This is a genomic window from bacterium, from assembly GCA_024224155.1.
In the GTDB taxonomy this organism is placed as follows: domain Bacteria; phylum Acidobacteriota; class Thermoanaerobaculia; order Multivoradales; family JAHEKO01; genus CALZIK01.
In genome coordinates, this window is the sequence record JAAENP010000254.1 from 34339 (window position 1) to 53516 (window position 19178).

A 19178-nucleotide genomic window follows, 5' to 3' on the forward strand; every position below is an offset into this window, starting at 1 on the left:
TCTAGACCGACTCTTCAATGTTTTCGAGCATCAATTCCGAGAGCTGGCGTGACACGCTGTTCAGATCGAACATGGCCGCCTCGAGATCGGCTCGGTCATCGGCAGCGAGCGCCATTCGCGCCTGGATCAGGGTCTCTCGGACACGGCGGCGGTCATCGTTCGAGAGCATCTTCTGGAACTGTTCGAAGACTCGCTCGTTGGTGTAGATCAGCCCTTCGAGCCGGTTCTTGAGGCGCCTCACCTCGCGGCGCTGGCTGTCTTCGCGCCCGTGCACTTCGGCTTCTTGGACCAGACGTTCGATCTCGTCCTTGGTCAGACCTCCGGCAGGGTTGATCTGCAATCCCTGAGACTTGTTGGTGGCCATGTCCCGGGCGGACACGTTGACGATGCCGTTCGAGTCGATCGCGAAGCTCACTTCGATCTGGGGAACGCCTCGGGGTGCCGACGGAATTCCCACCAGTTCGAAACGCCCCAGGGATTTGTTCTCCGCCGACAGCTCTCTCTCACCTTGGAGGACGTGGATCTCGACGGTGTCCTGGTTGTCGACCACCGTGGTGAAGATCTGGGTCGCCTTGGTCGGGATCGTCGAGTTGCGCTCGATCAGCTTCGTAAACAGACCGCCGTGGGTCTCGACGCCCAGGGTGAGCGGCGTGACGTCGAGCAAGACGATGTCCTTGATGTCGCCGCGAAGAATGCCGCCCTGAATCGCGGCCCCCATCGCTACCACCTCGTCCGGGTTCAGCTCGCGATTCGGCTCTCGCCCGAACATCTCCTCGACGGCCCTGCCAACCATCGGCGTTCGTGTCTGCCCACCGACCATCAGCACCTCGCCGATCTGACCCGGCGAGAGCCCGGCGGCCTCCATCGCTTCGCGGCAGGGCGCCTCGGTACGTTCGACCAGGTCCCGCACCAGCTCCTCGAAATGGGTCCGGGTCAAGGTGCGTGAGAGATGACGCGGACCGCTTTCGTCCGCAGAAATGAAAGGTAGATTGATCGGGGCCTCGTCGGAAGCAGAAAGCTCGCACTTGGCTCGCTCGGCGGCCTCCTTCAGGCGCTGAAGGGCCATTCGGTCGCGGCGCAAATCGATCGATGTCTCTTTGCGGAACTCGTCGATCAGCCAGTCCATGATCCGCTGGTCGAAATCCTCGCCACCCAGAAAGGTGTCGCCCGCCGTCGACTTAACCTCGAAGATGCCCTGAGAGAGCTCCAGAATCGAGATGTCGAAGGTGCCGCCGCCCAAGTCGTAGACCGCGATGACGTCTGCGGAGTCCTCTCGATCCATCCCGTACGAAAGCGCAGCAGCGGTGGGCTCGTTGATGATGCGAAGCACCTCGAGCCCGGCGACGCGACCGGCGTCGCGAGTCGCCTGGCGCTGGGAGTCGTTGAAGTATGCCGGAACCGTGATGATCGCCTCCTGGACTTCCTCGCCCAGGACTTCGTCCGCAAAAATCTTGATCTCGCGCAGGATGAAGGCCGAGATCTCCTCCGGACTGTACTGGCGATCCCGAACCTGGATCTTGACGTCCCCGTTCGCGGCCTCCACCAGCGGATACGGCAGAATCTCTCGCGCGCGCTGCACCTCGGGATCGTCGTACTTGCGCCCGATCAGACGCTTGACGGCAAAAACCGTGTTTTGGGGGTTGGTAATCGCTTGACGTTTGGCGATCTGGCCGACGAGTCGATCGCCGTCTTCGGTAAAAGCCACAATCGACGCCGTCGTCCGGGCACCCTCGCGATTCGCCAAGACGCGCGGCGCGGTCACGTCAACCACTGCGACGCAGCTATTGGTTGTACCGAGGTCGATGCCTAGGATTTTCGCCACGTCAGGCTTCCGGCTCGTCGGAGCTGTTGGCCGCCTCGGCCGCAGGTTCGCTCGGAACCGCAACTTCTACCAGAGCGGGCCGTAACAGACGATCCCACAGCCAGTAGCCCGACTGCAGTTCTTTGACGATCGTTGGCTCGGCAACCTCGTCGCTCTCGTGGCGCACCACGGCTTCGTGGGCGGCCGGATCAAAACGCTCGCCGGCAGAAGGGATTCGCTCGGCGCCGTGGCGCTTCAGCAGATCTCCCAGCTGACGGAGAATCAAATCGACGCCTTCTCTCAGCTCCGCTACCGAGCCCTGGGCTTCGAAGGCGCGCTCCAGATTGTCGATCACCGAAAGCAGTTCTCGCAGGATCTCGGCACCGGCGTAACGACGCTGATCACCACGCTCACGCTCCACCCGCTTTCGAAAGTTGTCGAAATCGGCGAGCGTTCGCATGGACTTGTCGCGCAGCTCTTTGACCTCTTCTCGAAGACCCGCCAGAGTGCCGGTCTCGACGGCTCCAAACGGATCTTCGACCTCGCCATCGGTTGCGGTGCCCTCCACAGCCTCCAGCGCTTCCTTCATCGCTTCTTCAAGGGATCCCTCTGTAGCTTCACCAAGGTCCAGTTCCTCGGTCTCGGCTTCATCGCCTACAAACGGTCGATCGGTCATTCGCTACTGCTCCAGGGCATCCGAACCTTCAGCGAAGGTTCTTTCCAACGCTTGGCCGATTTTCTCGCCGAAGTACTCGACGATCGGAATTACTCTTTGATAGTCCATTCTCGAAGGTCCGAAGATGCCCAATTTCCCCACGCTACGGTCCCCGACATCGTAGGAAGTCGCCACCAGGCTGAAATCCAACTCGGAGGTCAGGTCGCTGTCCTTGCCGATCACGACGCGAACCCCGGGACCCTCGATCAGTTGATTGAGAACTCGGACCAATGTCGCCTTGTCTGAGAACGTGCCGAGAAGCCGCCGAATCCTGTCCAGATCGGATAGCTCGGGCTGGTTCAGGATTGCCGTCGTACCTTCGACCAATACGGCCGGAGTTCCTTTATCGGCAAAGGCTTTTTGAGCCAGCTCGATCGCACGCCCGAGCAGAAGGTCGACCTTGGTCCGGTCCTCGGCCATCAGATCAATCAATTCGTCGCGAATCTCGCGCAAGGTCTTGCCGGCGAAATGATCCGTCAGATAGTTCGAAATGCGCACCAAGTCCCGCCGGGCGATGGGCTCGGGGGTCTCGATGACCTTGTTGTCGACGAACCCGCTCGCCCCGACGAGAACGCAGAGCACCTTCGATCCGGAGAGGTTGACGAAATCAATCGCCCGCAACGTCGAGCGCCCAACCGTCGGCGTCATGACGATGCCGATCTGGTGGGTAAGCTCGGAAAGCAGCTGGCTCGCCGAGGACATCATCTCCTCGGCGCCGCTTCCACCGGAGGCAAGAGTTGCGTCGATCGTGCGTCGTGCCTTCGCCGTGATCGAACGATTCTGCATTAGGGCATCGATATAGAAGTGATAGCCGTTTCGTGTCGGCACCCGGCCGGCCGAGATGTGCGGCTGGCTCAAAAAGCCCAGATCTTCCAGGTCGGCCATGACATTGCGTATGGTGGCGGCGGAAAGCGCGTGCTTGCCGCGCTTTGCGACCGAGCGGGAGCTCACCGGCTCGCCGCTCAGAATGAAGGTCCGGATGATGTCGTTGAGGATCTCGCGATCCCGCGCGTTGAGTCCCGAACCCTCAGCCATGCCCGAGATCGGCTCGGGTGTCTCGTGACGTCCTGTGGATCGAGTCCCTGGGTTTCGCATGGTCTGCCGTGAATGACCGGCCGCAGTCCGCGGATACAACCCCATGGGTCGCACCACCGTGCGGCGTACCAAGCTGATATTCTAACCTGGCCGCGGCCTCGGCCGGCACATCTCCCGTCAGCGGCCCCTGATCCCTGACGCGGAGTGCTGGGCCGATGGTAAGATCGGCCGGCTGTTTCCGGGCGAGACCGAAGAAATCGCGCCCACGATCAAGCGCTCTGACCATGGCGTTCTTCAACTACTCGACAATGCAGATGACGGCCAAGGTCGTTTACTACGGCCCGGGTCTGTGCGGAAAAACCACCAATCTCCAGTACATCTACGGGCATACCAAGAGCGATTCTCGAGGCGAGATGGTGTCGCTGGAGACGCAGACCGATCGAACGCTCTTTTTCGATCTACTGCCCTTGGACGTCGGGTCCGTCGCCGGCTTTCGAACCAAGATCCAGCTCTATACCGTACCCGGTCAGGTGTTTTACAACACGACTCGTAAGCTTGTGCTCAAAGGAGTCGACGGCGTCGTCTTCGTCGCGGACTCCCAGATCCCCATGGCTCAGTCGAACATCGAGGCGCTCGAGAACCTGGGCGAAAACCTGGCCGAGCTCGGCCTCGATATCAAGAACATCCCACTGGTCCTGCAGTACAACAAGCGCGACCTGAGCGAGGTCTTGAGCAAGGAGGAGCTAACCGAGTCTCTGAACACGAACGGCTGGGAGAGCTACGAGGCCTCAGCGCTGACCGGGGCAGGGGTCTTCGAGACCCTGCGTGGCATCTCGCGCCTGACCCTCCTCTCGCTGCGCGACCAGCTCGAGATGACGCCCGGTGGCAGACGCGTACCGAGCCCGGACCAGGCGGTGGTGACGACCGGGGCCCAGGCCTCCGAGCCATCGAGGCCCACGGCTCCACCTCCGGAGCCGGAGGCCCTGGCAGCGACCTCCGCGGCAACCGAGGCTCCAGAGGCGCAGGCGGGGATCGACGAGGCCGCGGCAACAACCGAGCCCAGCGTCGAACCCGAGGCCGCGCCCGCCGTCCAGTCGCCGAAGCCGGTGCGCAAGGATCTTCTCCTGCGACTGCCGGCCGCGGATTTCAAGAGGACGAAGCGACTCGCCGTGCGGCTAACTCTCGAAGATTCGGACGGGCACGTGGTACGCGTCACTCGTGACGTCCAGCTCAAGATCGATCCGACCGCAAGCGACGAAGCGCTGCTCAGCTTGAACCTCGCCCTGAGATCTGACGGCTAACCTGGCTGGATGTTTCCGGCTATCGCCGACCTAGAACAATGAAGTGCCCCTTCTGCGGAGAACTCAAGGACCGCGTTGTCGATTCCCGTGAGAGCCGCGACGGCCTTGCGGTGCGCCGTCGCCGCGAGTGCCTGAGCTGCAGCCGCCGCTTCACCTCCTACGAAGAGATAGAAGATATCCCGTACATGGTAGTCAAGAATGACGGCTCTCGAGAGGACTTCGATCGGAAGAAGCTGCTCGCCGGCCTACACCGGGCCTGCCAGAAAAGGCCAATCGCGGTGACCGAGCTTCAAGGAATCGTCGACGCCGTCGAGCAAAAACTCCACGAGCAAGAGGATCGCGAGATCTCCACTCGAGCGATTGGAGCTTTGATCATGCGGCGCCTCAAGAAGCTGGATCAGGTGGCCTATGTGCGCTTCGCTTCCGTGTACCGAAAGTTCGAAGACGTCGACGCGTTCATGGAAGAGCTGCAGAAGCTCGTCAACAGGGGATAGCCCGGCTAGACGCCTATGACGACTCGCTTGAACGTGTTCCGGATCGTGAGCCAGATCAAGACCGAATTGGACTGCATCCTGGAGCATGAATCAGACCTGCCGGGTGATCTGGGTGACGAATCGGGGGTGATTCCACGTGTCGACGTCGCGCAGAACGACTCGAGACTCTGCCTGCTGGTCGAGGTGCCGGGAACGGGCGTCGAGGACCTCGAGGTCACAGTCGTGGACAACGTCGTCACGGTGTCGGGAAACAAGAATGCCTTGGGATCTCCCGCCGCGGGGGCCCGCTTCCTGAGAGTCGAGCGGCAGTGGGGACGGTTCGAGCGAAGCGTGGAGCTGCCGTCGGCCGTGAATCCGAAGAAAGCCCGCGCCTTCCTCGAGCACGGAGTGCTGCGACTCGAGTTCCCACTTCTACCGGATCAGCGCAATCAGACCTATCGGCTCGCGATCGAACCCCGAGAGGGAGAGACAGTTGGATAGCGCTGACCTCGAAACCCAGGAGGAGATCATCGCCCTCCCGGACCTGCTTCCGGTCCTACCACTCAAAGACACCGTCGTCTTTCCGTACATCATCGTCCCGCTCTCGATCGGCCGCGACAAGAGCGTGCTTGCCGTGGACGAAGCCCTGACCGCAAACCGGATCGTGATGCTCGCGGCCCAGAAAGACCCGGAGGTCGAGGACCCCCAGCAGGACGACGTCTACGCGCTCGGCACCGCGGCCGTCATCATGCGAATGCTCAAGCTACCCGACGGTCGGATACGGATCCTGGTTCAAGGTCTCACCCGAGCTCGAATCCAGCACTTCAGCCAGACCGAGCCGTTCCTCCAGGCGAAGATCGAGCGTCTCGATGACCCGCCTGTCGACGAGCCCAAGCTCGAGGTCGAAGCTCTGATTCGGAGCGTCAAGGACGGTCTCGATCGGGTCGTTCAACTCGGCAAGGGAGTCTCGCCCGAAGTGGTCGTCATCGCGGCGAACCTGGAGGATCCGGGGCGCCTTGCGGATCTGGTGGCGAGCAACCTGGACCTCAAGACCGACGAGGCTCAGCAGATCCTGAGCACCGTCAGTCCAGTGGGCAGGCTCAGGCTGGTCAATGCCTCGCTCGCGCGAGAAGTCCAGGTCCTGACCATGCAGCAGGAGATATCGACTCAGGCCCGTGGCGAAATGGACAAGAGCCAGCGGGACTATTTCCTTCGCCAACAGCTCAAGGCGATTCGCGACGAGCTCGGAGAAGGCGACGATCTTGCGGCGGATCTGGAGAACTACCGCAAGCTGGCTGCCGAGAAGGGCCTCTCGGAAGAAGCCAACGAGGAGCTCGAGACCCAACTCAAGAAACTCGAGCGCGGTCACCCGGAAAGCGCTGAGACTTCCATCGTCAGGAACTTCCTGGATTGGCTGACGTCGCTGCCCTGGAGCACGGTCAGCAAAGATATTTTGAACCTGAACCGGGCCCGCCGGATTCTCGACGAAGACCACTACGACCTCGCCGAGGTCAAGGATCGGATTCTCGAATACCTCGCCGTCCGCAAGTTGAACCCGGAGGTCAAGGGCCCGATCCTGTGCTTCGTCGGCCCACCCGGAGTCGGCAAGACGTCACTGGGCCGGTCGATCGCGCGTGCCATGGACCGCAAGTTCCTGCGCGTGTCGCTCGGTGGCGTTCGCGACGAAGCCGAGATCCGCGGCCACCGCCGCACCTATGTCGGCGCCCTGCCAGGTCGGGTCCTTCAGGGATTGCGCCAGGCCGGGACCAGCAATCCAGTCTTCATGCTCGACGAGATCGACAAGCTCGGTACCGACTTTCGCGGCGATCCATCCTCCGCGCTGCTCGAGGTATTGGATCCGGAGCAGAACTCGACCTTCCGTGACCACTATCTCGGTGTCGCCTACGATCTCAGACGAGTGATGTTCATAACCACCGCCAATCAGCTGCATCCGATCCAACCGGCTTTCCGAGATCGCATGGAGATCATCCGCCTTTCCGGGTACATCGAAGAGGAGAAGATCGAGATCGCCAAGCGCCATTTGATCCCGAAGCAGGTCCTGGAGCACGGACTGAGCGGCAAGAATCTGAGCTTCACCGATGCCGGGATCCGCAAGATCATCCGCCACTACACCAAGGAGGCCGGGCTGCGGAACCTGGAACGCGAGATCGCGAAGATCTGCCGCAAGGTCGCCGTCAAAGCAGCTCGCGGAAAGCTTCGCTTCAGAGTCTCGGTCTCGGCGAGATCGATCGAGGATTATCTCGGCGCGGCCCGGCACTTCAGCGAGGAGCTTCTCAACCGGGATCGCGTCGGCGTAGCCACGGGACTTGCCTGGACGCCGGTCGGAGGAGACCTCCTGTTCATCGAGGTCGTCGCCGTGCCGGGCAAGGGAGGTCTCATGCTCACCGGCCAGCTCGGCAAGGTAATGAAGGAGTCGGCGCAGGCGGCAATCACCTACGCGCGCTCCTCCAAGCTCCTCAAAGACGCACCCAAGGACTTCTTTGCCAAGAACGATATTCACATTCACGTTCCGGCGGGCTCGATCCCGAAGGACGGTCCCTCGGCCGGCATCACCATCGCGGCTGCGCTGGTTTCGCTCCTGACCCAAAAGCCGGTTGACCGGCGCGTCGCGATGACCGGCGAGATCACGCTCCGCGGCGACGTCCTGCCGATCGGCGGTCTCAAGGAGAAGATCCTGGCAGCGCGCAACGCCGGGGTTCGCACGGTGGTCATTCCCAAGCTCAACGAACGCGACCTGTCCGAGATCGATAGCGACCTCAAGGCCGGACTCACCTTCCACCTTGTAGACCATTGCGAGGAGGCGGTCGAGATCGCACTTACCCGGCCCCAGAAGAGAAGGCGTCGCCGGGCCTCGAAAAGCAGACTGCCTCGAGCCGCCCGTGGCGCGTAGCGGGCCCGGCCGAAAGATATCGGCCAGCTCTGAAGACGAACTGATCGGCTGGCTTCGCAACGAGCTCGATCGTCGGGGGCTTCCCGACCTGCTCGGCGACGACGTGGCACGACTCACGCTGTCGGGAGATTGGGCCGTATCGGCCGATCAGCAGCTCGAAGGAACCCATTTTCCCTCCGGTCTGCCGGCGATCCGGATCGGCCGGCGACTCGTGGGGGTCAACCTCTCCGACCTGGCGGCAGCGGGCGCGGAGCCTCGCTACGCCATCGCTACCCTGGCGGCGCCTCCTGGGTTCGATCACAAGAGCTTTTTTGCCGGCCTGCTCGACGCGTGTCAGGAATTCGCGATCGAGCTTGCTGGAGGCGACCTGGCCCGGTCTCCTCGTACCCACGCCACTCTCACCGTTTTCGGTAGGCGACCACCGCGCGGCCATTTTCCACGCCGCGATCTGGCGCGAGCCGGTGATCTCTTGTGGCTCGGAGGCCCGGTGGGTGACTCCGCTCTCGGCAGGCTTCTCCTAGCCCGTGGCGCTACCGCAACCGCGCGTACGATTCGCCTGCCCGCCGATCTCGAGCTGCCCGAGGCTCTGCGAGCCGCCGCTCGCTCGTCGATCGGGCGTCACCTCGCTCCGACCCCGCAGATCGAACTCGGCGGCTGGCTTGCCAAGCGGCCACGGGCGGCGGCAATCGACGTCTCCGACGGAGTGCTGCTCGACCTGGAAAGGTTGGCGCGCGAAAGCTGCGTTTGCTGCGAGCTGGATGCGACGGCCCTGCCATGGAGTCTTCGGTTTCCAGAGCTTGCCCGAGCCCTCGACCAGAATCCGATGACCCTGGCACTCACCGGCGGCGAAGACTACGTCCTGATGTTCGCGCTTCCCGAAAGCGAGCAACCTCCGGCCTCTTTCCGAGCCACGCCGGTCGGTCGGGTGACAGCCGCAGTCGAGGATCGGCGCGACTCCTTGGTGAAGTTACGCGGGGCCGAGCTCCCGACCGGCCGGTCCAAGGGCTGGGACCACCTGGCCTGAGCTTCTCGCCGTTATCGTCGGTGTCAATGGCGGGCGCCCCCGCCCCGAGGATCCAGGTAGTCGACCAGACCGTCACCGAGGAAGTTCAATCCCATCACGGTTATCAGAATGGCGATTCCCGGAAACAAGGCCAGATGGGGTGCGTCAAGCAGGTGGCCGCGTCCGGCGTTGATCATGGCTCCCCAGGACGACGTCGGCGGCTGGATGCCCAAACCCAGAAACGAAAGACCTGCCTCGGCGAGAATCGCCGCCGCCATGCCCAGGCTGGCCTGAACGAGCAACATCGGGAGGACGTTGGGCAGAATGTGCTTGAGGAGAATCGCGCCAGGCCGGGTTCCGGCGGACCGCGCCGCGGTCACGAACTCCTGCTCGCGCACCTGCAGAACCTGAGCCCGGACCAGTCGTGCATAGCCGACCCATCCGATCACGACCAGCGCCAGCACGACGTGCCGAAGAGCGGGTCCCAGCACCGCCACCAGGGCGATCGCCAGGAGGATTCCGGGAAAGGCCATGAAAACGTCGGTGACTCGCATCAAGAAAGCGTCGACTCTCCCGCCGAGATACCCCGAGATCGAGCCGATCAGGGTGCCGATCGCACCTGCCAGTAGAACCACCGTCAAGCCGACGCCGACCGAGATTCTCGCACCGTGGAGCAGTCTGGAAAGAACATCCCGACCGAGCTCATCCAGGCCCAGAGCGTGCCCTGGGGATGGACCTTCCAGTCGCCGCTCGAGCTGCTGTTCGAATGGGTCATAGGGCGCTAGCACCGGCGCCAACAATGCGGCGCCCATTGCCATCAGCACGAAGACGGCGCCGAGCCCGAGACCCCAGGAGCCCCTACGGCGTTCGGGAGTGGATTCGAGTAATGACTCCTTCAAACCGCCAGCGACTCTACACCGTCCTTTTGCGCACCGAAGCCCTCGTCGCGCCGGTCACCGGGAGTTCTTCGGGACCCTGTTAAGCTCCGCGGCGATGACCAAGGCGGCCCACCGGCAAGTTCCGGACAAGCCGGCGCTCTACCGGGAGCTCGCCGGTCAAATCGAATCGGTCGTTCGGGGTCTCGACGACGACGTCGCAACCATGGCGTCCGCCGCGAGCCTGATTCACAGCATGTTGCCGCACACCAGCTGGACCGGGTTCTACCGGGTCGTGGACGACGCGTTGCTGCGGATCGGTCCGTATCAAGGGTCTTTGGGCTGTCTCGAGATCCCGTTCGGCAGCGGGGTTTGTGGCACCGTTGCCGCCGAACAGCGATCGCTGGTCGTGCCCGACGTCCATGCCTTCCCTGGCCACATCGCCTGTGACTCCGCCGCTCGCTCCGAGGTCGTCGTTCCGGTTCACAGGAAGGACGGCAGCTTGGCAGCGGTGCTGGACCTCGATTCACACGCACCGGCGGCGTTCGACAACGATGATCGGGCCGGCCTCGAGGCGATCGCCGCAATCCTGAGCCGCCAGCTCTGAAGCAGACCGGGGCTGCCCATCGAGCCCCGCGTCACGCGACTCGGATCCGGGGATCCAGCATCGCGTAGACCACATCGGTGATCAGATTGATCAGAATGTAGGTCAAGGCGATGGCCAGGATGCTCCCCTGCACCAAAGGATAGTCGCGCAGGCGAATCGCCTGGATCACCAGCCGGCCCAGGCCGGGCCAGGAGAAGATCGTCTCTGTGATGATCGCTCCGGTGAGAAGAGCACCGAACTGCAGGCCGACGATCGTGACCACCGGAATCGAGGCGTTCTTGAGAGCATGCCGTCGAAGGACCGGGCCGCGGCCCAGCCCTCTGGCCTGCGCCGCCCTCAAATAGGGTTTCTCCAGCTCCTCGGCAACCGAGCTGCGAACCATCCTGGTCAAGAGTCCCGACAGAGCTGTTCCAAGGGTGATCGCCGGAAGTACGAGGCTCAGCCAACCACCTCTGCCGGATACCGGGAACAGGTCGAACTGAATGGCAAAGAGCAGAATCAGCATCGGCCCGAGCCAGAAGTTGGGCATCGACACACCAACCAGCGCCAAAGCCCTCGAAAAGTGGTCGAGAAACCGGTTGCGACGGCTCGCTGCGACCACGCCGAGAGGAATCGAGACCAGAAGCGCGACGACCATGCTCGCCAGCGTCAGCTCGATCGTGGCCGGATAGTGCCGCGCGAGAATCCGGATCACCGGTTCTCGGAAATGCAGGGACACTCCCAAATCGGCGCGCACGAGACCACCCAGGAAGCTCAGGTACTGGGCCGTCAGCGACCGATCCAGCCCCAGGTCGTGACGGAGCTCTTCGACCTGAGACCGCTGCGCGCCCTCTCCAAGCATCATCTCCACGGGATCCCCGGGGATCAAGTGAATCAGGGAGAAGACCAGCGTCGCGACGAGAAGGGCGATCGGGATCGTCTGCCCGAGCCGTCGCAGCAAGAAACCGGTCACGGATCGAGCTCTAGCGTGCGCACCAGGTAGGACAGAAGCTGTCGGTTGATGACAAGGCGACGGGCTGCTTCTGCACGGTTCCCATTTGCCGATCGAAGCGCGTCTCGGACGAGGCGGCGCCGGTAGTTCAGGACCAGCTCATGGTACCCGATGTCCGGCGTGGTCCCGGCTCGCGCCGGCCGATAGGGCAAGTCCAGGTGCTCGGGGAGCACCTCGCCGCCGGCCGCGAGAGCCGCGGCGACAGACAAGACGTTCTTGAGCTCTCGCACATTGCCTGGCCAGTCGCAGTCGAGCAACAGCCTCCGGGCCGCCTCGCTCAGTCCGAGCACTCGACTCACGGGATCTCGGTGCAGGAAGTGCTCGGCGAGAATCAAGACGTCTTCGCCACGGTCTCGCAGCGGCGGCAGCTCGAGCGCGCCGACCCGCAGCCGGAAGTACAAATCCGCCCGAAAGCTTCCCTCCTCGACCATGCCCTCGAGGTCGCGATGGGTGGCGGCGACCACCCGAACCTCCACCTTGCGGGGCAAACTCTCGCCCACACGCCGAACCTCCCCCTCCTGCAGAACCCGCAAGAGGAAGCCCTGGGCCCCCAAAGGCAGATCGCCAATCTCGTCGAGAAAGACCGTGCCGCCCCGAGCCGTCTCGAAGATCCCGGCTCGATCCCGCGCAGCACCTGTGAACGAGCCCTTGACGTGTCCGAAGAAGTCGGACGCCAGAAGCTCCTCGGCAACGGCGGCACAGTTCAGGACTACGAATGGGCCATCGCTGTGCCGGCTCTTTGCGTGGACCTCCTTGGCCAGTAGCTCCTTGCCGGTACCGGTTTCTCCGAGAATCATGATCGGCACTTCCGAAGCGGCCAGGAGACCTGCACGCTCCAGCACGTCGAAGACGGCGGCAGACTGGCTCACGATCGCAGACTGGCTGCTCGGGGCGCCGGCTCTCTGCGAGTCACCCTCGGCAACCCCCTCCGCCTCGAGCGCCAAGGAGTGCGGCTCGAGTGACTCGGCCAGGATCGCCAGCAAGGTTTTCTGCACTTCGTCGATAAACGGAGCCTGCAAGACGAGGTCTCCGCGCGCAAGCGACCGGCTGATTTCGTTCACGCCTCCCCGGCCTTCGCGAAGGACTTGGTCACCGGTCGGCCTCCGAAACAGCAGCCGCACTTCCGGATACCCCGCATCGACAAAGAGCCGGTCAAGCTCTTCGGCGGTCGTTCGTCGCCCCGCCAGATAGGCCCCAAGAGCGCGCCAGGCCGTTGCATCCCGTGCATCCAGGCGCTCCGCCAAGGGGCCAGCACCGGCTTCTCGCAGAGCAACCACGGCACGCCGCAAGATGGCAGGCGGTGAAGTGCCGGGCGCCACCAACTCGACGTCGAAAACAAACCGGCCGGCACGGTAGGGCTCTACCTCCTCGAGTGCCCGCCAATCGTCCGCGCTCGGGTCCGTGCCGGTCAGGACCATCGACCACAGCCTGCGCAGCGACCCATCCGGCGCCGCGGCCAGGGCGGCCTCGCGATCACCCGCCAGCGCCCACAGGGCCGGAACCTCCTCGGGCTCCAACTCTCCCGCCGTTTCCATGCTCGCCGACTCGAGCTCTGCTGCGGCCTCCTCGGAACGCCCGAGCCAGCCGAGCGCCCGAGCGGCAAGCACGTGCAGTTCCTCGGACCGCCAGGAGATTCCCCGATCGGCGAGCTCGTCGATCGCTTCGCGCGCTCTGACCAGAGCCGCGTGCGCTCTGCCTCGGACCAGCTCGTAACGAACCCACAGCTCGAGATCGTGGGCGAGGCTGCGCCAGTTGCGCGCCCGCCGGTCCTCGGCCGTGGCTCTCTCCAGAATATCCAGTACTCCGATGAGCCGGCCAAGTCGCAAGCGGATCTCGGCCAGATTGAACAGTGCCGAGGTCGTCACCCGCGACCCCTGGACCTCCCTGTGGAGTCTCAGCGTGTGCAGCAGGGCCCTCTCCGCACCGTCCAGATCGCCGGCGAGTGCTCGACCCATGGCCAACTCGTTCCACAGCGCTCCCGCCTCGAACGGCGTCAGCCGGCGGCGCGCGATGCGCAACGCCTCGCCGAAGTGGCCTGCGGCCACGACGCCATCCTTGCGCGCGGTTGCCTCCAGTCCTTTCGCCTTGTGCCACCGCCAGTCGAAGTCCTCTCCGCCACCTACGCCGTTCAGTGCCTTCGCGACTCGATCGAGTCGGGAGCGCATGGTCTCGAGATCGCCTCGGTCCCAAGCGTTCAAGGCGGCCAGGAGCTCGGCCCGGTTTCGAGCCGCGGCGTCTTGCTCCCGCAATCCTTCGGCCAGCCAGCGGTCGGCCTCTTTCGTTGCGCCTCGGTTCTCCAGAACCCGGAGTGCCACAGCCAGGAGCTGCATTCGCTGCCTCGGAGTCAGGTCGGCGCGGTCGACCGCGCCGAGCTCGCGCTTCGCCGGTCCGAGCTTGCCCAGCCTGTACAAGCACCAGAGCCGCAGGATCCGAGCCGACGGCCGCCGTAGGCCCTTCAAAGTCTCGAGCGCGTCTTGAAACCGGCCCACGGCGTAGAGTGAGCGCGCGCACTCGACGCGTTCTTCCGTGGTCTCCGGCAGAACCGCCTCCCAGGCTCTCGCCGCGGCTCGCCAGTGCCCGGCTTCCGCCAGCCGGAGCGGCGAACGGCCTCCGGCATCGGCACGCCAGATCTCTCTCGCATCGGTCCCGGACAAGCGTCCGGCGACCTGGGCCAGATCTTGGGCTCCCTTTCTCATGGCTCTCGAGAAATGCCTCGGCCCCAGAACCCGCAGCCGTGAGTTTCCATTTTCGGTGGCACGAGCGGCCAGGCAGGCTCGAGCGCGTGAGAACTCCTGCTCCCAAAGGAAGGGCGCCTTCTGGAGCAGATCGTCCACCGCCTGGCCCGGAGCGATGGCCTTGACGCTCTGCTGCCAGAGAACGAGGAGGCTTCGGGCGACGCGCCGGCCCTGGCCTCGTCCTGCCGGTGCCCCCTCGGTCTGGAAGAGCTCGCGCAAAAGGGCAATCAGTAGTTTCTGGGGCAGAGCATCGGCCGCAGCCGGTACCGCCGCGAGCCCCGACAACAAGGCGTCGCCGTCGACACTGGCACTGGACCAGTCGCGGACCGTCCAGCCCCGCTCGCCGAGATGAGCCATGGCACAGGCCCCCTGAAACAGGAGGCCGATGCGCTGACGGTCGGTCAACCGGGCTGCCGCGAGCGGCTGCCCCACGGCCGGCCGCAACGCCGCATGCTCCAAACGCGGTCTGGATTTCCCGCGCAGTCTCGATCTCGCCGAGATCTTGCCTCTCTTCGCCACCATCTCCCCCGTTCTCCGCGGGCCCGCTCAACCAAGCCGACGGAATGTTTGATCGGAAAGCTCACCGGATCTTACACCCGAGCGGACGGCTCTCGCCGATCAGCGAAGCTCGACGCGCTCGAGGGTTCCGCCCCGCGCAGTGATCGTGCGCTCCCAGGAGCGACCGTCGCTCGCTTCGGCGCGGATCAGCCACTGCCCGTCCGGAACCCCGGAGATCACTGCGGTTCCCGAGTAGAGCAGCCATCTGTCCCTCAGAGAGCCCCAATTCGGCACCCGGAGCGACCGCCCGTCCGGGCCGGTCAGACGCACCTCCGCCTTGACCGGCTCGCCCTGGATCTCGGGAACCACCACCTCGAGTCGCGCTTCGGGCGTCAGCGCTACCGGCACAGGAACCGTCGAGGGACTTTCGGCACGGACGGCGGCGACCGCAAAGCCGGGCGCGAGCACCAGAACGTCCCACACGCCGGGCGGCACCGTCGAGACCCGGACCCGCCCGTGCCCGATCGATGGGTAGCTGCCGACCTCGAACGCGCGACCCTCGTCTACCACAGCCACGGTTACGCTCTGCGGTGCGCCGCCCGCCGCCGAAAGAACCTGAAGCAAAATGCCGCGATTGGCGCTGAGGCGCAACACCAGACCCTCCAGAGGAGTATCGGGCCCAACCGCAAGGTTGAGCTCACCCGAAGCGTAGCCGGTCTTCTCCGCGCGCAGGCGGTAGCTGCCGGTGCCGACCTCCTCGATCCGAAAGAAGCCCTCGGAATCTGTAGTTTCCGAACCTCGCCAGATTCGCGGCATGTCGTCGGCCACCGGCTGCAGAGGCTCGAGCTTCACCGCGGCGCCGGCTATCGGCTCCGACGTCGCCGTATCCAAGATGTGCCCGGTAACCCGTACCGTCGACAGATCGATGACGATGGCTTCGTCACCGCTCATTGAAACCACTTCGGTATGTACTCCCGGCACCGATATCTCGTGAGGGCCCGGTTTGAGCCCCGAAAGCTCAAAGCGCCCTTCGTGATCCGTCGTGACCCGGGCCATCCACTGAACCTCGAGCCCCCGAATCCCGAGGTGGACCCCGGCGACCGGCTGGCCGTCTCTAAGAACGGTTCCGGTCAAGGTCAACCCGGCGGTGAACTCCAGATCCAGCGTCTGCTCATTCGCTCCCGCCGAGATCTCGATCCGTGCGTCGGCCGTCTGTCCGGTCGCCTCGATCCGGGCCGCGATCATCCACTCGCCGGCGCTCAATCCCTTCACCTCATAGGAGCCATCCGCGCGAACCAGGCCCAAGCTGACTTGGCGCGGCGTCATCTGGACCGCGTAGACCTGGACATTCCTGACCGCGGCATCTTCCAACCCCAGGAGCCGACCCCGCACCGTCGTGCCGGCCTCGAGACGGATCTCTATTCCAGAAAGAGGCGTGCCCGCCACTTCGAAGGCGGCTCCCGAGACGGCGGGGGCGTAGCCTTGCTTCTCCACATGAAACTGAAAGCTCCCGTCCGGAACGTCGGTAAACCGGAACGCCCCGTCGGGCCCGGTCTCCTGTCCGGCGCCCCCAAAATTCATGAACTCGCTCGGAGCGACGAGCCGAACCAGGGCTCCGGCGACCGGACTGCCGCCGTCGCCCACGACCCGCCCGGCGACTTCCGTGCCGGCCTCGAAGACGAGGTCGAGCCGGTTCTCCCCGAGCGCCACTTCGAGCTCACGCACCAACTGCCGGTCCGCATCCCGCACCACAACCTGGCGCAGCCCCGGCTCGACCCCCTCGAGCCGGTAGCGTCCATCGCCGTCTGAGCGCGAGAACGCTCCCCGCATGAACGACGCCCGAGCGCCCGGTTCCACGTGGATCGAGACGAACGCCTCGCTCACGGGCTCCCCGTTCGACCCGAGAACCCTACCGGTGATGGTCGCGCCGCGCTCGAGCACGATCTCGAGCCCGCTGACCGCCTCGCCGGCAGCCACCTCCAGGTCCTCGAGGGCTGACGTGCGCCAGCCCTCGGCATTCACGGTCAGGCGCAGCGGTCCAGGTGACACATTCTCGATTTCGAACTCTCCGTCGCCGTCCGTCTCGGCGGAACCCTGGCCCGACGAGCTCGAGAAACCCCCTGCAACGGTCCGTCGCACGAGCACCTGGACCCTGGCCCCCTCGACGGGATGCCGATTCGCCCCGAGAACGCGCCCAGAAACCCTTGCGGCCCGCTCCAGTACGATCTCCAGCGGCTCGCTGGTCGGAACCTTCACGCCCGGTACCGACTGCTCGCCATAGCCCTCGAGACGAATCATCAAGCTGATTTCGCTGCCCGCCGTCAGATCCTCGAGTTGGAATTCCCCGCGCTCGTTGGCTGTCGCGCTCACGCCGCTCTCGAAAGGCGAGAAACTGCTCCGCGTCAGCATCCTCATATCGTTGGGGGTTCCCGACACCTCGGCGCCGGCCAGAGGCTCGCCCTCACGGTTGACAATGAGCCCGCCAACCGCCGCGCCCGGCTCGAGGGCCGTCGTACCGAGATCGGTTCCCCCCGGCGAGATTTCGAGGGCCAGAACCTCGACACGAACGAAACCCGCGGCCTCGACTTCAAGGTCGTAGCTGCCGGCGTTCACATGGGGGATCTCGTACTTGCCGTCCTCATCGGTCCGAACGCTCTCCCGCAACGGTTCCTGGTATCTCGACATCAGAAGCCGGGAGAGCGACTCGCCACCGGCGCTCGATCTCGCCAGACTTACCTCAGCACCGGCGACCGGCGCGCCGTCGGTGTCCACGATCCGGCCGAACGCCCCAGTACCTTGAGTAAGAATGATCTCGAAACCCACCCGATCGCGCCCGGCTTCGAGTCCCGCGGCCTCGACCTCGGTCGTGGCATAGCCCTCGAGTTTCGCTCTAACCGTGTACCGATGACCAGGAACCAACGGGCTGAGAACAAAACCGCCGTCGGGGCCCGAATACGACAGAGCCGGCGGATTACGCAGGGCGACTCGAGAGACCTTGGTCCGACTCGGAGCGGCCCTCGCTGTGACCTCCACTTCGGAAAGCGGATCGCCCGAGCTGTTCCGGACGACTCCCAGCAGTCGAATCGAAGGGATCAGAGCCACGGTCGGCACGGACGAGCCCCTGTCGACAATCTCGGCACTCCCCGGAAGGTAGCCTTCGGCGGCCGCGCTCACCGAGCGCCGGTACCCTGCTCGGCTTGGCAGAAGCGGAAGCCGGTAGCCACCCGCGGCATCGGTCTCGGCCCACGCGGAAAGCTCGCGCGCCACCCAGACCAGAGCACCGTCGACCGGCCGTCGAGCCTCGGCGTCGACAACCGTGCCCGAGAATTCGACCGGAGCCGACAGACGGATCACCAGCGGCGACTCGAGCTTGGAGGAATCCTCCAGTTCGGCGTTCTGCGATCCGGATGAACCGTCGGCAGTGCTGGCCCTCACCTCGAGCGGCTGGCCGCTCGGGACCGCGAGCTCGAGTCGGCCGGTCTCGTTGGTCAATCCGACCGACCAGCGGTTGAGACGCATCAGAGACCCGGGCTCGGCGCGCCCCAGCCCCCGGACTTCGACCTCAATTCGCCGAGGAGCCCTCTCGAGCTCGAAGCGCACGGGCTCTCCCTCGGTAGTCACGCTCTTGGGCTCGACAAACGAATTCTCGAAAACCGAGATCTCCAGGCGCTCGCCGTCGCCACGAGGCAAGAGCGCGCGTCCGTCCTCATCGGTGGTCGCCCTGCGACGCACCGGAACCCACCGAGAAGAGGCGGGCCATCGGCGCCTCGCCGGGTCCCTCCGGACGCTCGCTCCAACTCGAGCACCGGCGATCGGCTCGCCATTGCCGTCGACGACTCTGATCTCCACCGGCGTGTCTTCTGCGAGCTCAACCGCCGGCAGCTCGATCGGACCCAGCAGCGGTCGAAGATGAAACTCCTGTGCCAGGTATCCGCGGGCAGCGAGGCGCAGTCGCCACATCCCGACTCCGGGCGCAGCCAGCTCGAATCTTCCCGAATCGTCGACCTCGGTCGAGACCACAGCCTCCGGCGCCCACTTGCCTTCGAGCGCCAACAAGCCGAGGGCGTGGTCGGAGATCTCGGGCAGTAGCCGGACTTCGGCTCCGGCCCTCTGCGCCGTGGGGCCGAGATTCACCCTGCCGCGAATGGCAACCTCGGCGGACACCACCGAAGCCAGAGCCACGACGCCCCACAGGCCGACCAAGAGTCTCCGAAGGACCATTTCCCTACTCGT

General features: G+C 64.6%; 13 protein-coding genes. 6 read left to right on the forward strand and 7 right to left on the reverse strand.

Annotated elements, in window-relative coordinates; genetic code table 11:
• Window position 1 precedes the first annotated feature (1 nt).
• The 3 genes from dnaK to hrcA are packed head-to-tail and all read right to left on the reverse strand — an operon-like array spanning window position 2 to window position 3551.
• Window positions 2-1822 carry a molecular chaperone DnaK gene (gene dnaK, locus GY769_13385; GenBank protein ID MCP4202909.1) on the reverse strand — a complete coding sequence of 607 codons (1821 nt, stop codon included), beginning with the start codon at window positions 1820-1822 and terminating at the stop codon, window positions 2-4.
• Window position 1823: 1 nt separating this feature from the next.
• Complete coding sequence (grpE, locus tag GY769_13390; GenBank protein ID MCP4202910.1) at window positions 1824-2477, reverse strand: nucleotide exchange factor GrpE; 654 nt, start codon at window positions 2475-2477, stop codon at window positions 1824-1826.
• Between the two features lie 3 nt (window positions 2478-2480).
• Window positions 2481-3551 (reverse strand): heat-inducible transcription repressor HrcA, encoded by a 1071-nt coding sequence (gene hrcA / locus GY769_13395; GenBank protein ID MCP4202911.1) that lies wholly within the window; start codon window positions 3549-3551, stop codon window positions 2481-2483.
• A gap of 284 nt (window positions 3552-3835) precedes the next feature.
• Between hrcA and GY769_13400 the strand changes: the two genes are divergently transcribed.
• From GY769_13400 to thiL, 5 genes are read left to right on the forward strand one after another with little or no spacing between them, the layout of a single operon-like run.
• Entirely contained in the window at window positions 3836-4852 is a 1017-nt protein-coding gene (locus GY769_13400) for a hypothetical protein (protein ID MCP4202912.1), read from the forward strand.
• A 38-nt stretch (window positions 4853-4890) separates the two neighbouring features.
• Window positions 4891-5346: a transcriptional repressor NrdR gene (nrdR, locus tag GY769_13405; protein ID MCP4202913.1), complete on the forward strand. Its 456-nt coding sequence runs from the start codon at window positions 4891-4893 to the stop codon at window positions 5344-5346.
• A 15-nt stretch (window positions 5347-5361) separates the two neighbouring features.
• The gene (locus GY769_13410; GenBank protein MCP4202914.1) at window positions 5362-5826 is read left to right on the forward strand and encodes an Hsp20/alpha crystallin family protein; all 465 of its coding nucleotides are present in this window, start codon (window positions 5362-5364) and stop codon (window positions 5824-5826) included.
• On the forward strand, window positions 5819-8236 hold the full coding sequence (gene lon, locus GY769_13415; GenBank protein ID MCP4202915.1) for an endopeptidase La: 2418 nt from the start codon (window positions 5819-5821) through the stop codon (window positions 8234-8236). Before GY769_13410 ends, lon begins: the two co-directional genes overlap by 8 nt.
• Window positions 8226-9260: a thiamine-phosphate kinase gene (gene thiL / locus GY769_13420; protein MCP4202916.1), complete on the forward strand. Its 1035-nt coding sequence runs from the start codon at window positions 8226-8228 to the stop codon at window positions 9258-9260. The genes lon and thiL overlap by 11 nt, the downstream gene beginning before the upstream one ends.
• A gap of 23 nt (window positions 9261-9283) precedes the next feature.
• Here the strand turns inward: thiL and GY769_13425 are convergent, their stop codons facing one another.
• On the reverse strand, window positions 9284-10057 hold the full coding sequence (locus GY769_13425) for an ABC transporter permease (GenBank protein MCP4202917.1): 774 nt from the start codon (window positions 10055-10057) through the stop codon (window positions 9284-9286).
• Between the two features lie 175 nt (window positions 10058-10232).
• On the opposite strand from GY769_13425, the gene GY769_13430 reads away from it, so the two are divergent.
• The gene (locus GY769_13430) at window positions 10233-10721 is read left to right on the forward strand and encodes a GAF domain-containing protein (GenBank protein MCP4202918.1); all 489 of its coding nucleotides are present in this window, start codon (window positions 10233-10235) and stop codon (window positions 10719-10721) included.
• Between the two features lie 31 nt (window positions 10722-10752).
• Here the strand turns inward: GY769_13430 and GY769_13435 are convergent, their stop codons facing one another.
• From GY769_13435 to GY769_13445, 3 genes are all read right to left on the reverse strand, one after another.
• A complete protein-coding gene (locus GY769_13435; protein MCP4202919.1) occupies window positions 10753-11565 on the reverse strand; it encodes an ABC transporter permease in 813 nt (270 codons plus the stop codon).
• A gap of 104 nt (window positions 11566-11669) precedes the next feature.
• Window positions 11670-14969, reverse strand: coding sequence for a hypothetical protein (locus GY769_13440; GenBank protein ID MCP4202920.1), 3300 nt, complete (start codon window positions 14967-14969; stop codon window positions 11670-11672).
• A 96-nt stretch (window positions 14970-15065) separates the two neighbouring features.
• Window positions 15066-19166: a hypothetical protein gene (locus GY769_13445; protein ID MCP4202921.1), complete on the reverse strand. Its 4101-nt coding sequence runs from the start codon at window positions 19164-19166 to the stop codon at window positions 15066-15068.
• Window positions 19167-19178 lie beyond the last annotated feature (12 nt).